The sequence below is a fragment of the Herbaspirillum seropedicae genome (assembly GCF_001040945.1).
GTDB lineage: Bacteria > Pseudomonadota > Gammaproteobacteria > Burkholderiales > Burkholderiaceae_D > Herbaspirillum > Herbaspirillum seropedicae.
The window spans coordinates 4,866,860-4,880,662 of record NZ_CP011930.1 but is presented as its reverse complement, the minus strand read 5'-3'; the positions used below and the strand labels follow the sequence as shown (position 1 = coordinate 4,880,662).

Genomic DNA, 13,803 nt, shown 5'->3' with positions numbered 1-13,803 from the left:
CACAACAAAAAACCGCCGACGCTGCAACGCGCCGGCGGTCTTCAACCAACATCCATTCATGCATCAGGCGCGCCAAGCCGCGCCCGCAAGCAGCCGGAGATCAGCCCGGCACCTTGCCATCCACGCCCTCGACGTAGAACTTGATGCCATGCAGGAAGCCGTCATCAGCCACGGCGTCCTTGCCCAGCACTTCCTTGCCGGCATTGTCCTTGATCGGACCCTTCCAGATCGGCGCGGAGCCATCGACGATGCCCTTCTTGCGCTCTTCCACCAAGGTCTTCACGTCAGCCGGCAGTTCCGGATTGAAGGCGGCCAGGTCGATGCCGTTTTCCTTCAGGCCGATCCAGCTGGTGCTGCTCTTCCACGAGCCATCCAGCACCGCCTGCACGCGCGCGGTGTAGTACACGCCCCAGTTGATCACAGAGGCGGCCAGGTGGGCCTTGGGGCCGAAGCTGGTCATGTCGCTGTCCCAGCCGAAGGCGTAGACACCCTTTTCCTGCGCGGTCTGCACCACGGCGGCCGAGTCGGTGTTCTGCATCAGCACGTCCACGCCTTGGCCGATCAGGGTGGTGGCGGCTTCACGTTCCTTGCCCGGATCGAACCACTTGTTGACCCACACCACGGCGGTGGTGGCCTTGGGGTTGACCGAACGCGCGCCCAGGGTGAAGGAGTCGATGTTGCGGATCACTTCCGGAATCGGCACCGAGGCCACCACGCCCAGCTTGCCGGACTTGCTCATCTTGCCCGCGACCACGCCGGCCAGGTAAGCGCCCTCATAGGTGCGCACGTCGTATTGCGCCAGGTTGTCGGCGGTCTTGAAGCCGGTGGCGTGTTCGAACTTCACGTCCGGGAATTCCTTGGCGACCTTGAGCATGGCTTCCATGTAGCCGAAGGTGGTGCCGAAGATCAGCTTGTTGCCATCGGTGGCCAGCTGGCGGAACACGCGCTCGGCGTCCGCTGCCGACTCGGGGATGTTTTCCACGAAGGTGGTCTTGACCTTGTCGCCGAATTTCTCTTCGACTGCCTTGCGGCCCTTGTCATGCGCGAAGGTCCAGCCGGCGTCGCCGACCGGGCCGATGTAGACGAAGGCGACCTTCAGCGGATCGGCGGCAGGTGCAGCGGCAGCCGGCGCAGCAGCGGGCGCGGCGGCCGCAGGTTCTTCCTTCTTGCCGCAACCGATCAGGGTTGCTGCGGCCAGGGTGGCGAGCATCGTCAAGGATGCCCTGCGCGAAATCTTCATTGTGTTCTCCCTCAAGGTCAGTGGATAAATGCAGTTGCTGCTACAGAAAACGATGCGATCACATCCAGAATGTCAGGATGCGCCCGGACGGAAGGGCTTGCCCAGCGAGGCCGGCATGTTCAGGCGGATCCAGTCGGGGTTGCGCGAGATCAGCGCCAGCACCACGATGGTGGCCAGATACGGCGCCATCGACAGGATCTGCGAGGGTACCGTCACACCCATGCCTTGCAGGTAGAACTGGGCGATGGTGACGCCGCCGAACAGCAGCGAGCCCAGCAAGACCCGTGCCGGACGCCAGGTGGCAAAGGCCGTCAGGGCCAGTGCGATCCAGCCGCGTCCGGCCACCAGGCCCTCGACCCACATGGGGGTATAGACCAGCGACATGTAGGCCCCCGCCAGGCCGCAGCAGGCGCCGCCGAACAGCAGCGCCAGATAGCGGATGCCGCGCACCGAATAGCCCAGTGCATGCGCCGATTCGGGCGACTCGCCCACGGCGCGCAAGACCAGTCCGGCGCGCGTGCGATAGAGGAACCAGATGCTGGCCAGGCACAGCGCGAAGGCGACATAGCTCATCCAGTGCTGGTGGAACAGCGCCTGGCCGAGGAAGGGAAGATCGCCCAGCAGCGGCACTGACGTCGACTGCGCCGGCAGCGCCAGCCCGACGAAGCGCTGACCCACGAAGGCCGACAGCCCCGCGCCGAAGATCGACAGCGCCAGCCCCGTGGCGACCTGGTTGGTGGCCAGGCGCAGCGCCAGCCAGGCGAACAGCGTAGCCATCAGCATGCCGCAGACCGCGCCCGCCATGAAGCCCAGCAGCGGGCTCTTGGTGGTATAGCCGACCGCAAAGCCAGCGATGGCGGCCACCAGCATCATGCCCTCGGCGCCCAGGTTGAGCACGCCGGAACGTTCGTTGATCAACAGCCCGATGGCCGCCAGCAGCAGGGGCGTGCCGGCATTGATGGAGGCTGCGATGAGAGGAGCGAGTTGTTCCATGTCCTGTCCTGATTCCTTAGACTTTCTTGTTCCACGCCAGGCGGTAATCGATGAGCGTATCGCAGGCCAGCAGCAGGAACAGCAGCATGCCCTGGAACACACCCGTGATCGCCGAGGGCAGCCCCAGGCGCGACTGCGCCAGCTCGCCGCCCAGGTACAGCAGCGACATGATCAGTCCGCCCAGGATCGCGCCGATGGGATGCAGGCGGCCGATGAAGGCCACGATGATGGCCGCAAAGCCATAGCCCGGCGACACCGAGGGCAACAGCTGGCCGATCGGACCGGCGATCTCGAAGGCTCCGGCCAGTCCGGCAAAGGCCCCCGAGATCAAGAGCGACACCCACAAGGCCGAGCGCGCCGAGAAGCCCGCGTAACGCGCCGCATGCGGGGCCACGCCACCGACCATGAGGGAGAATCCACGCAGGCTGCGCATCATGAAGATGGCCATCAGCACCGCCGCCACGATGGCCACCGCAAAGCCGATGTGCAGGCGCGTGCCCGATATCAGCGTGGGCAGCATGAACTCGCTGGAGAACACCTTGGACTGCGGGAAGTTCATGCCATTGGGATCCTTCAGCGGGCCGTTGACGGCCCACATCAGCAGCAGCTGCGCTACGTAGGTCAGCATCAGCGAGACCAGGATTTCATTGGCATTGAACTGGTCGCGCAGGAAGGCCGTGATGGCCGCCCACAGCGCGCCGCCGATCACGCCGGCCACGATCATCAGCACCAGTCCCATGCCGCCGGAGACGCCATGGCCCGGCACATCCAGCCACACCAGCATGGCCCCCGAGCACAGCGCGCCGACGGTGAATTGACCCTCCGCGCCGATGTTCCAGATGCTGGCGCGGAAACACACCGCCAGCCCCAGCGCACACAGGATCAGCGGCACCGATTTCAGCAGCAGTTCGCTGATGGCGCGCTTGCCATTGAAGGGATCGATCAGGAACACCTTCAGCCCCGCCAGCGGATCCTTGCCCAGCGCCAGGAACAAGAGCGCACCGAGCAACAGCGTGGCGACGATGGCGATCACCGGTGACAGATAGGTCATGGTCCGGGACGGCGCACCGCGCAGTTCCAGACGCAAGGGGAAGCTCAAGCGCTCAGCCATTGCCCACCTCCGTACCCTTGTCCAATGCCGCCGGTTCATCCCACAAGCCACTCATCCACACACCGACCTGCTCGCGCGTGGCCTGCTCGATGGGAATGGAAGGCGACAAACGCCCCTTGGCGATGACATGCAGGCGATCACATAATGCGAATAATTCGTCAAGTTCTTCCGAGATCACCAGCACGGCACAACCTTCCTGTTTCAGTTTCAATATTTCGCCGTGGATCTGCGCGGCCGCGCCCACGTCCACCCCCCAGGTCGGCTGGGCCACCACGAAGACGGCGGGTTTGCGTTCCATTTCGCGGCCAACGATGAACTTCTGCAGATTGCCGCCCGAGAGGCTCTTGGCCGGCGCATCGGGACCGGCGGCCTTGACCTTGAAACGCTCGATGATGGAGGCCGCCGCACGACGGGTAAATCCGAAATCGATCATGCCGCGCTTCACATAAGGCGCCTTCTGGTGCGACAGCAGCATATTGGCGGTGAGCGACAGGGTCGGCACCGCGCCGCGTCCCAGGCGTTCTTCCGGCACCAGGCCCAGGCCCGCCGCGCGGCGCGGGTTGGGCGAGAGGTCGCCCACGGCCTTGCTGCCCAGCATGATCATGTGAGGGGCGGCACGCTGGTCTTCCCCGGACAGCGCCGCCAGCAGCTCCTGCTGGCCATTGCCCGAGACGCCGGCGATGCCGACGATTTCCCCGGCCCGCACTTCGCATTCGATGTCCTTGAGTTCGGTGGCAAACAGATGCGCCTTGGGCAGCGAGAGACGATTGACGTGCAGCTTGCGCTCATTGCGCATGGACTCCGGATTGCGTTCGCGTTGCAGGCGCACCAGTTCGTCGCCGATCATCATGCGCGACAGGCTGGCGCTGCTTTCATTGCGCGGATCGCAGTTGCCGGTCACACGGCCACCGCGCATGACGGTGGCGCTGTGGCACAGCGCGCGGATCTCGTCGAGCTTGTGGCTGATGTAGAGAATGCTGCAACCCTCGTCGGCCAGGCGACGCAGGGTGACAAAGAGTTTTTCCACCGCCTGTGGTGTCAGTACCGAGGTCGGTTCATCCAGGATCAGCAACTGTGGTTCGGTCAGCAGGGCGCGCACGATTTCCACGCGCTGGCGCTCGCCCACCGACAGCGTATGCACGTGCCGCTGCGGTTCCAGCTCCAGGCCGTATTTCTCACCGGTGCGGGTGATGCGCTCGGCCAGTTCCTTCAGATCGGTCTTGGCGTCCAGGCCCAGGGCGATGTTTTCGGTCACGGTGAGCGTGTCGAACAGCGAGAAATGCTGGAACACCATGGCAATGCCCAGCTTGCGCGCCACCTGCGGGTTGGCGATCTGCACCGCCTCGCCGTTCCAGCGGATCTCGCCGGCATCGGGCTTGACCGCGCCGAAGATGATCTTCATCAGGGTGGACTTGCCCGCGCCGTTCTCCCCGAGCACGGCGTGGATCTCGCCGGGCGCCACCGCCAGGCTGACATCGTCGTTGGCCAGCACGCCTGGATAGGCCTTGCGCACATGGCTGATTTCAAGACGGAGTGGAACTGCGCTCACGTGATTTCCCTGTGGTGTGATGTATCGTCATGTCGGATTGCAAGGCGGTCTGCGCCGGCGCTGGCCTGCCGCCAGAAGCGCACCCCAGGCGGCTTGCACGCGCGACATGATAGTCAAATTGGGCCGCGCCGCATACCGCTTTTGCAGGGTTTTCCGCCGCCACTGTGGCGCAAAGACCGATTTATCTCATTTTCCACGGTGCGCCCAGCCGGTGGTGCGCTTCTCGATGATGGCGAAGAGCTCGTACATGGCCATGGCCATCGCACCGATCACCACCAGTCCGGCAAAGGCCAGCGGCATCTTCATCGAGGAACCGGCCGACACCAGCAGGTAGCCAATACCCTGGTTGGAGGCATTCATCTCGGACACAGTCGAGCCCACGAAGGCCAGCGTGATGGCCACTTTCAGCGAGGCAAAGAAATAGGGCATGGAGCGCGGCAGGCCCACCTTGAGCAGGATATCCATGCGGCGCGCGCCCAGCACGCGCAATACGTCTTCCAGCTCAGGTTCCAGCGTGGCCAGGCCGGTGGCGATGTTGACCATGATGGGAAAGAAGGAGATCAGGAAGGCCGTGAGGATCGCCGGCCCCGCGCCGATGCCGAACCAGACCACCAGCACCGGCACGAACGCCGCCTTGGGCAAGGCGTTGAAGGCGGTCATCAGCGGATAGGCGGCGGCGTACAGCATGGGCGACGAGCCGATCACGAAGCCCAGCGTCACGCCCACCACCACGGCAATGGCAAAGCCCACCATGGTGACCCAGAAGGTCGAGAGCGCATGTTCGGTGATCGGGCCGGCATAGTCCACCATGGCCTGCAGGATGGAGCCCGGGCTGGGGAAGATGAAGTCCGAGACCTGCCACACGCTGCAGATGAATTGCCACACGCCCAGGATGACCAGCAGCAGGAACCAGGGCGCCAGCGTGGTCGCAGCGCGGTTGAGTTTGCCTTGGAAGGGAGTTTTCATGAGTTTCCTTGATCGGGCTGCGGTCTTCAGGTATTGCGCACGTGGCCGATGTGCTCGCGCAGTTCGTGCACCAGCGCATTGAAGCCGTCGGTATAGGTGGTCTCCAGCGGGCAGGGGCGCGGCAGCGGATTTTCCCGCCGCACCACGATGCGGCCGGGGCGCTTGCTCATCACGTAGATGGTGTCGGCCAGGAAGGCGGCTTCGCGCAGGTCGTGCGTGACCAGGATGACATTGAAGCGGCGCTCCGCCCACAGGTCGCGCAGCACGCACCACAGCTCTTCACGGGTAAAGGCATCGAGCGCGCCGAAGGGCTCGTCCAGCAGCAGCATCTTGGGTTCGTGGATCAGCGCGCGGCAGATCGAGGCGCGTTGCTGCATGCCGCCCGAGAGCTGCCAAGGGAACTTGTCGGCATAGCCGTCCAGGCCCACGGTCTTCAAGAGACTGAGGGCGCGTTCGGTGTACTCGGCCTTCTTTTGCTTGAAGTCGCGCCGGTAGGGCTCGACGATCTCCAGCGGCAGCAGCACATTGTCCAGCGTCGTGCGCCAGGGCAGCAGGGTCGGCGCCTGGAAGGCCATGCCGACGAACTTGAGCGGTCCGGTGACGGTCTGGCCATCGATGACGACACTGCCGCGATTGGGCTGCTTCAGGCCCGTGGCCAGCTTCATGAAGGTGGACTTGCCGCAGCCGGACGGGCCGACGATGGCGATGAATTCGCCTGCGCGGGTCTGCAGGTCGATGTCTTCCACCGCAAACTCGGCGGCGCCATCATAGGCCAGGTAGACGTGGCGGAAATCGACGAAGGGTTCGCTCATGAATGCATTCAGGTTGGGGCTACCGGCCCCGGCTGGCCGCGCTGCTTCCGGCCTGCCGGGGATGGATAGGTATAAACGATATAAATGAAATAAAGGATTTACTTGGGGAACACGTCCAGCTCGGCCTTGGTCGGCAGGAAGCTGCCGTTCCAGATCTTGTCGGCATTCACGCGGGTCTTGGTGCCATAGGCGTCCGAGACCTGCGAGGCCATGAGCGTGAGGCGCGGACCGTAGACCTGGCCATAGCCTTCCGACTTGGCGTGGGGCGTGGCGATGGCGCTGGCGATGGCCAGCTTCAGGCGGCGCAGTTCCAGCTTCTCGTCGATGAGGCCATCACGTTCCTTCAGCACCTTGATCGCCGCTTCCGGATGGGCCATCACATCGCGGCTGGCCTTGGCGAAGGCGCGCAGGAACCCCTTGATGGCCTCCGGCTTGTTCTTGACCATGGTGTCCGACGCGATGATGGTATTGCCGTACAGGCGCACGCCATAGTCCGGATACATCATCACGTTGATGTCTTCATCCTTGATGCCGCGCGCATTGAGGTTCAAGAGCGAGGTGAAATAGAAGCCGGTGATGGCGTCCACATCGCCGCGCGCCAGCATGGTTTCGCGCAGCGGCGGGTCCATGCTGGTCCATTGCGCCTTGGAGGCATCCAGTCCATTGGCCTTGGCAAAGATGGGATAGGCGCGGCGGCCAGCGTCGAACACCGGCGCGCCCAGCTTCTTGCCGGCCAGGTCGGCCGGTTTCTTGATGCCGGATTTCTTGAGCGAGAACACGGCGGCCGGCGTGTCGTTGTAGACCATCATCACCGCCACCGGCTTGCCCGGTGCATCGGGATTGTTGGCCGTGAATTCCATGAGCGCGGCCATGTCGGCAAAGCCCATGTCATAGGTGCCCGAGGCCACGCGATTGACCGCATTGCCCGAGCCATTGCCGGCATCGATGGTGACATCCAGTTTTTCCTGGGCGAAGTAGCCCTTGGACTTGGCCACCAGGAAGAGGGCCGCCGGACCTTCGAAACGCCAGTCCAGCTGGAACTTGATGCGGGTGTCCTGGGCGAAGGTGGACGAAGCCGATACCAGGCCCAGCAGCAGTGCCGCCGAGCAGCCGAGGAAGCGGAAAGAACGCATGGGGAGATCTCCCGAAAAGCGATTTGATTTAAAAAGAGGGTGGAAACCGCAATGCGCACATGCCAGGCCGATGGCGCCATCGCGCATGCGGCGCATTCCGGTAAGGCGGTTCCCACCGAACACAGACTCAAGACCACGTCCCGGCTAGAAGGAGTCGCCGGGCCGCGTACAGCGGGTGATACAGACCGGCTACAGCAGCCGGTGCGCGCAGGCCAGCGCCCGGATGGGCGCGCCGGCCTGCGCTTGGGCGCTGGCCCGGGGGCGCAGCGCGCAAGCCGATCTCATGCGATCAGAAGCGATGACGCATGCCCAGGCCGAAGGAAACGGCGTTGCTCTGGGTGGAGATCTTGTCGTTCATGACGATGGCGTACAGGTCGGTACGCTTGGACATGAAATAGTCGTAGCCCACCGAGGTGGTATTGCGCGACACATCGCCACCGGCCAGCAGGTCGCCGGTGCGCTTGGTGCGGGCAAAGCCGGCCAGGATGGAGCCATTGCCCACCGGCGCCGACAGGCCCAGGCTGAACAGCTTGTCCTTGGCTTGCGGATTGCCGGCGGTGGTGTCCTTGCTGTTCTGGTAGGTGCCGTACAGCTTGACCACCTGGAAGTCGTAGGTCGCGCCCAGCATCCAGGTCTTCTGGCGGGTGATGCTGGAGAACGGCGAGGTGGCGTCGATGATGGCCGCGCCCGAGTTCGGGTTGCTGACCTGGGCATCGAAGTACAGGCCGGTCAGGGCCAGGCCGCCGTTGAAGTAGAGGGCGTTGACGCCAATGTTCTTCTTGCCGCTCTGGCCAGCGACTTCGCCGAACTGGTAGTGGACGTTGGCTTGCAGGCCGCCGAACTTGGGCGTGGTGTAGATGACTTGATTGCTCCAGCCGCTGTCGGCAGCGTTGGCCTGGGTCCAGGTGCGCGAGCCGAAGTTGCCCGACGGGGTGTAGACGTGCAGCACCAGCGGCGAGAAGGTAAAGGAATCGCCGAAGGGGTTGAACAGCACGGTGGGCAGGAAGCTGGGCGCCAGGCCACGGCCCAGCGAGACACGACCGAAGTCGCCGGCCAGGCCGACGTTGGCGTCGCGCGAGAACAGGTTGTCTCCGCCGAAGCGGCCATAGGCGCCGGTATCGGCCTGGAAGAACGAGGTCAGGGCGAATTCGGCCCGGAGCCCGCCGCCGAGGTCTTCAATTCCCTTGAAGCCGATCCACGAGGTGGTCATGCCGCCGGAGCCGACCGTGGCCTTGCTGCCGGTGTCGCCGCTGTTCTTCATGCTGCCGACGTAGGCGTCCACCAGGCCGCTGACGGTGACCGACGATTGCGCCATTGCGCTGCCCGCCACCATGCAGGACGCCAAGGCCAGTGCCAAACGAGTTTTCTTCATTACGCTCCCCTGTTGAGAAAAATGGGCGCCGGGCGGACTGCCCGGCGGTTCACCATGTTTCGCATGGCTGGCGGTGTTGCTGCTCTCCCGTGCCGCTGGCCATGCGAATTCAGGCAGCATGTTTAGCAGATATCGTGCCAATGCCATCCTGGCGAATAAAAGGTTTTGTCCGTGTTGTTCCGTGGCGTGAGTGCGCAGGGTGGGCTGGTGGGTCGCAGCATTGCAGGCAAGGCCTGGCGCGGTTCTTCGGGATGCCGGGCAATGCCAGTGCTGGTGCGGCTTTGCGGGCGGCATGGGCGGTGCTGCCGGCTGGCGGTGGTGGTGGGAGATAGGGCGGGGCGGCCGGGCTTCGACAATCGAGGGGCGTTGCATGTCGCCAACGTCAGCTCATTTTGTTGACAATGATTTCTGCGCATTTGCGACAAGTTGGTGCTGGTCTGCACTGAATTGGCCGCCTGCACTAAAAGCGATGCCGGCCGGCGGGCCGTGCCAGTGGCGGCTTGTGGCTTATCTGGCCGGGCCACTGTCGGGTATCAGCGTTGGCGAATATTGTTGACAGGCTTTGTTGGTATTGTGCTCGATCGGCTGTGCGTGGCTGGCGAGCTTGCATGCGCAGAAGGAGCCTCACCCGGCATCATTTATGCTAGAACCCGTTTCATCACCAGACAACAACCTAGAGGACGTATTTCGGACATGGAAGCCTATATTCTTGATTGGCTCAATTTGCTGCTGCGGTGGCTGCACGTCATTACGGCCATCGCCTGGATCGGCTCTTCCTTCTATTTCGTCTGGCTGGACAACAGCCTGGTGGCGCCCACTGATCCGGAGTTGAAGGAGAAGGGGGTGGGCGGGGAGTTGTGGGCGGTGCATGGCGGGGGCTTCTACAATCCGCAGAAGTATCTGCTGGCGCCCAAGGTCTTGCCGGAGCATCTGCACTGGTTCTATTGGGAGTCCTATAGCACCTGGCTGTCGGGCTTTGCCTTGTTTTCGCTCTTGTATCTGTTCAATGCCAATGTGTTCCTGCAATGTGTTCGATATGTCGGCGTCGATGGCGGGTGGGGCGGCGATTGCCTTCCTGATCTTCAACTGGCTGATCTATGACGCGATCTGCAGCACCATTGGCGATCGGCCGGGGGCGGATCGGCTGGTCAATCTGCTGGTGGGCTTGCAGGTGGTGGTGTCGGTGTGGGCGGCCTGTCATCTGTTTTCGGGGCGGGCGGCTTTCCTGATCAGTGGGGCGTCGCTGGCGACGATCATGAGCGCCAATGTGCTGGTGTGGATCATTCCTGGGCAGCGCAAGATGGTGGCGTCGATGCGGGCGGGGCAGGCGCCGGATCCGATTCATGGCAAGCGGGGCAAGCAGCGTAGTGTCCATAACACTTACTTTACGTTGCCGGTGCTCTTTGCGATGCTGTCCAATCACTACAGCATGACCTATAACGCGCCGCATAACTGGGTGGTGCTGTTGGTCATCATGGCGGCGGGGGCGTTGATCCGGCAGTTCTTTGTGTTGCGGCACAAGGGGGTCTATAACTGGTGGTATCCGGGGATTGCTGTGGGCTTGCTGCTGGCGGTGATTGTCTGGATGAGTCCTTTGATGCAGGCTAGGCCGGTTGTGGTTGCTGCTTCCTCTTCCTCTTCCTCTTCCTCTTCTTCCTCCGAGGGAGGGGCGTTTGCTCAGGTGCAGCAGGTCATTCAGGCGCGCTGCATCCAGTGTCACGCGGCCCAACCTACCTTGATGCCTGTGCCAGGTAAAGGCGTTCTGCTCGATTCGCCTGAACATATCTCTCAACATGCTCAGCAAATCTATCAACAGGCTGTTGTGCAGAAAGCTATGCCTCTAGGGAATATGACCCATATTACCGAGGAGGAACGGGCTGTTATCGGGAAATGGTTCGAGGCTGGGGCTGCTGTTAAATAATTATTTATCTAATTATTTTCTGGTTTGTTGTTTTGCTTGGGGTGGGCTATTTGGGCTTGGGTTTTTTTGTTGCGCTCCTGGGTAGTCTGCACGGGATTTCTTCCTGCGCTCTAGCTTAATTCTTATCTTTCTCCGGTCGGAAGGACGCGCCGGGGGCGGCCCGGCAGCCGCTCACTTTTCTTGTCTCGCCAAGAAAAGTAAGCAAAAGAAGGCGACCCCTAAGATCCAGCCCTCCTTCGGAGGGTCCCCGCCACAGTGGAGCAAAAAGTGGGAAAAATAGAGTCGCTTCGCTCCGACTATTTTTCTGATCCACTTTTCGCTCCACTGCGGCGGCTGGCTCTAAGGGGAAAAACCTGAACGGGCTCGCCTTCGGCCTCGCACTTCTCCTACTCGCCTTCGGCTTCGGCTTGGGACGGTGCGCCTTCGATACGTCGCTGCGCGCCTACTCAGTCCGAACGGGGGGAAATTATTTAGAAGAAAAGCAAAGGTAGGAAAGCGAAAGAGAAAGCGAAAGAGAAATACAAAACTGAAAAGTACGGAAAGTATGTGATCGAAGAAAGCCGAAGCGCCAGCGAGCCCCCGGCGAAGCCGAAGGCGAGCCGGACCAGCCGTCCGCTTCTGACCCGCCGCGTCAGCGCGCATAAAAACGGATCAGAAAAATAGTCGGAGCGAAGCGACTCTATTTTTCCCGTTTTTATGTGCGCTGACGCGGGGACCCTCCGAAGGAGGGCGGGGCAGTAGCGGTCGCCTTCTTTTGCTTACTTTTCTTGGCGAGACAAGAAAAGTGAGCGGCTGCCGGGCCGCTCCCGGCGCGTTCTCCCGACCGGAGAAAGAAAATAATTAAGCTAGAGCGCAGGAAGAAATTCCGTGCAGACTACCCAAAGGAGCCCACCCCCATCTCCTACCGTAACCGAAAACAAAATCAGCGCTCCGAATAAGGATGCACCTTCCTCCAGTGCTCAGCGATATCAATGCGCCGACAGATCCAGACCTTGTCATGCGACTGCACATAATCGAGGAAACGTTGCAGAGCCCGGAACCGCCCAGGCCGTCCCAGCAAGCGGCAGTGCATCCCGATGGAAAGCATCTTGGGCGCCTCTTCTCCCTCCTCGTACAGCACATCGAAGCTATCCTTCAGGTACTGGAAGAAGTGCTCACTGGTATTGAACCCCTGTGGCGTAGCAAAGCGCATATCGTTGGAATCCAGCGTATAAGGCACCACCAGATGCGGCGCCTTCACCCCCGCAGCCGTTTCCACCTCCGTCCAGAAAGGCAGATCATCCCCGTAGTAATCAGAGTCATAGACAAAGCCGCCATGCTCCACCACCAGCTGCCGCGTATTGGGTGAATCCCGCCCCGTGTACCAGCCCAGTGGCGCGCTCCCCGTCAGCTCACGGAAGATCTGCACCGCCTCGCGCATGTGAGCGCGCTCGGTCTCGATATCCATGCTCTGGTAATGAATCCAGCGCAAGCCATGACAAGCGATCTCATGCCCCAGCTCCACAAACGCCTGGGTCACCTCGGGAGAGCGCTGCAAGGCCATCGCCACACCAAACACCGTCAACGGCAAGCCACGCTTCTCGAACTCGCGCAGGATGCGCCACACGCCCACGCGTGAACCATATTCGTAGATCGATTCCATCGACATGTGCCGCGCCGGATAAGCCGCAGCCCCCACGATCTCGGAAAGGAACTGCTCGGACGCCGCATCGCCATGCAGCACGCAGTTCTCGCCGCCTTCTTCATAGTTCAGGACAAACTGCAACGCCACCCTGGCCTGCCCGGGCCAGCGTGCGTGCGGGGGATTGCGGCCATAGCCGGCCAGGTCGCGTGGATAGCTCTGTTGCTGTGACATAGGGTCTTCAATAGCCTCAATAGGCCCAATAAGCGGTCAAGAATAAAATACGCAGCGCCTGCGCCCGGCGCTGCATCGGAAATCAACTGCGCGCAAACTCGCGCAGCAAGCCATGGTAAGCCTTTGGCAAAGGCCTTGCCAGCTCGCCCCGCTTGGCCGTGCCCAACCCCAGCGCCACCAGCGATTCGGCCAGCTTGACCGCAGCGGTCACACCATCGATCACCGGCGCGCCAATGTCGCGCCCGATCGCGGCACAGAGCTCGGCCATGCCAGCACAACCCAGTACGATGGCCTCGGCGCCATCCTCGGCCAGCGCGCGCCGGCATTCGTCGGTGATGCGCGCGCGGGCGTCGGAGGCGGGGTCTTCCAGCTCCAGTACGGCAATCTCGCAAGCGCGCACATTGCGGCAGAAACGCTGCATCCCGTAACGCTCGGCCAGATGCCAGGCCATGCCGCTGGTGCGCGCCAGCGTCGTCACCACCGAGAAGGACGGAGCGATCAGGCTGGCCATGTGCATGGCCGCTTCGGCAATCCCGATCACCGGCCCCTGCGCCAGCTCCCGCGCGGCCGACAGGCCGGGGTCGCCGAAGCAGGCGATGACGTAGGCGTCGTAACCATCCCGCTCCCCACGTTCGATCTCCTGCAACAGGCCGGGAACGGCCAGCGCTTCGTCGTAGTGGCTTTCGATGGAGGCCGGCCCCATCTCGGGACTGACGCCGGTAACCTCGGTTCCCGCTGCTGCGACCTGGCGGGCGCAGGCAGTCATGGCTTCGGTCATGGACCAGGTGGTGTTGGGATTGATGAGCTTGATACGCATGTCTTTTCCTTTAATACGATGCCGCCGCGCTCAG

Annotated in this window: 10 protein-coding genes and 1 pseudogene; 1 reads left to right on the top strand and 10 read right to left on the bottom strand. The window is 62.5% G+C overall.

The genetic code is table 11. From position 1 onward, the window contains the following. Positions 1 to 100 precede the first annotated feature (100 nt). From ACP92_RS21275 to ACP92_RS21240, 8 genes are all read right to left on the bottom strand, one after another. Positions 101 to 1,240, bottom strand: coding sequence for a BMP family ABC transporter substrate-binding protein (locus tag ACP92_RS21275; protein WP_013236193.1), 1,140 nt, complete (start codon positions 1,238 to 1,240; stop codon positions 101 to 103). Between the two features lie 72 nt (positions 1,241 to 1,312). Next, the gene (locus ACP92_RS21270; RefSeq protein WP_013236192.1) at positions 1,313 to 2,233 is read right to left on the bottom strand and encodes an ABC transporter permease; all 921 of its coding nucleotides are present in this window, start codon (positions 2,231 to 2,233) and stop codon (positions 1,313 to 1,315) included. Between the two features lie 16 nt (positions 2,234 to 2,249). Beyond that, positions 2,250 to 3,344 carry an ABC transporter permease gene (locus ACP92_RS21265; protein WP_013236191.1) on the bottom strand — a complete coding sequence of 365 codons (1,095 nt, stop codon included), beginning with the start codon at positions 3,342 to 3,344 and terminating at the stop codon, positions 2,250 to 2,252. Then, complete coding sequence (locus ACP92_RS21260) at positions 3,337 to 4,893, bottom strand: ABC transporter ATP-binding protein (RefSeq protein ID WP_013236190.1); 1,557 nt, start codon at positions 4,891 to 4,893, stop codon at positions 3,337 to 3,339. The genes ACP92_RS21265 and ACP92_RS21260 overlap by 8 nt, the downstream gene beginning before the upstream one ends. Before the next feature lie 186 nt (positions 4,894 to 5,079). Continuing rightward, positions 5,080 to 5,859, bottom strand: a complete 780-nt coding sequence (locus ACP92_RS21255; RefSeq protein WP_013236189.1) for an ABC transporter permease — start codon at positions 5,857 to 5,859, stop codon at positions 5,080 to 5,082. A 26-nt stretch (positions 5,860 to 5,885) separates the two neighbouring features. Continuing rightward, positions 5,886 to 6,671, bottom strand: coding sequence for an ABC transporter ATP-binding protein (locus ACP92_RS21250; protein WP_013236188.1), 786 nt, complete (start codon positions 6,669 to 6,671; stop codon positions 5,886 to 5,888). Positions 6,672 to 6,769: 98 nt separating this feature from the next. Then, a complete protein-coding gene (locus ACP92_RS21245) occupies positions 6,770 to 7,804 on the bottom strand; it encodes an ABC transporter substrate-binding protein (protein ID WP_041311298.1) in 1,035 nt (344 codons plus the stop codon). A 289-nt stretch (positions 7,805 to 8,093) separates the two neighbouring features. Beyond that, positions 8,094 to 9,176, bottom strand: coding sequence for a porin (locus ACP92_RS21240; protein ID WP_013236186.1), 1,083 nt, complete (start codon positions 9,174 to 9,176; stop codon positions 8,094 to 8,096). 693 nt (positions 9,177 to 9,869) lie between these two features. Between ACP92_RS21240 and ACP92_RS21235 the strand changes: the two are divergent. Beyond that, positions 9,870 to 11,097 (top strand): annotated as a pseudogene (locus ACP92_RS21235) (urate hydroxylase PuuD). Between the two features lie 922 nt (positions 11,098 to 12,019). On the opposite strand, the gene puuE reads toward ACP92_RS21235, so the two are convergent. Both puuE and ACP92_RS21225 read right to left on the bottom strand, forming a co-directional pair. Further along, on the bottom strand, positions 12,020 to 12,952 hold the full coding sequence (gene puuE, locus ACP92_RS21230) for an allantoinase PuuE (protein ID WP_013236184.1): 933 nt from the start codon (positions 12,950 to 12,952) through the stop codon (positions 12,020 to 12,022). 82 nt (positions 12,953 to 13,034) lie between these two features. After that, complete coding sequence (locus tag ACP92_RS21225) at positions 13,035 to 13,769, bottom strand: aspartate/glutamate racemase family protein (RefSeq protein ID WP_013236183.1); 735 nt, start codon at positions 13,767 to 13,769, stop codon at positions 13,035 to 13,037. Positions 13,770 to 13,803: the final 34 nt, after the last annotated feature.

What these genes read in the sequence shown, in the direction of transcription:
- ACP92_RS21250 (WP_013236188.1), bottom strand. Translation starts at nt 6,671, where the DNA reads ATGAGCGAACCCTTCGTCGATTTCCGCCACGTCTACCTGGCCTATGAT.
- ACP92_RS21265 (WP_013236191.1), bottom strand. Translation starts at nt 3,344, where the DNA reads ATGGCTGAGCGCTTGAGCTTCCCCTTGCGTCTGGAACTGCGCGGTGCG.
- puuE (WP_013236184.1), bottom strand. Translation starts at nt 12,952, where the DNA reads ATGTCACAGCAACAGAGCTATCCACGCGACCTGGCCGGCTATGGCCGC.
- ACP92_RS21255 (WP_013236189.1), bottom strand. Translation starts at nt 5,859, where the DNA reads ATGAAAACTCCCTTCCAAGGCAAACTCAACCGCGCTGCGACCACGCTG.
- ACP92_RS21245 (WP_041311298.1), bottom strand. Translation starts at nt 7,804, where the DNA reads ATGCGTTCTTTCCGCTTCCTCGGCTGCTCGGCGGCACTGCTGCTGGGC.
- ACP92_RS21270 (WP_013236192.1), bottom strand. Translation starts at nt 2,233, where the DNA reads ATGGAACAACTCGCTCCTCTCATCGCAGCCTCCATCAATGCCGGCACG.
- ACP92_RS21225 (WP_013236183.1), bottom strand. Translation starts at nt 13,769, where the DNA reads ATGCGTATCAAGCTCATCAATCCCAACACCACCTGGTCCATGACCGAA.
- ACP92_RS21275 (WP_013236193.1), bottom strand. Translation starts at nt 1,240, where the DNA reads ATGAAGATTTCGCGCAGGGCATCCTTGACGATGCTCGCCACCCTGGCC.
- ACP92_RS21240 (WP_013236186.1), bottom strand. Translation starts at nt 9,176, where the DNA reads ATGAAGAAAACTCGTTTGGCACTGGCCTTGGCGTCCTGCATGGTGGCG.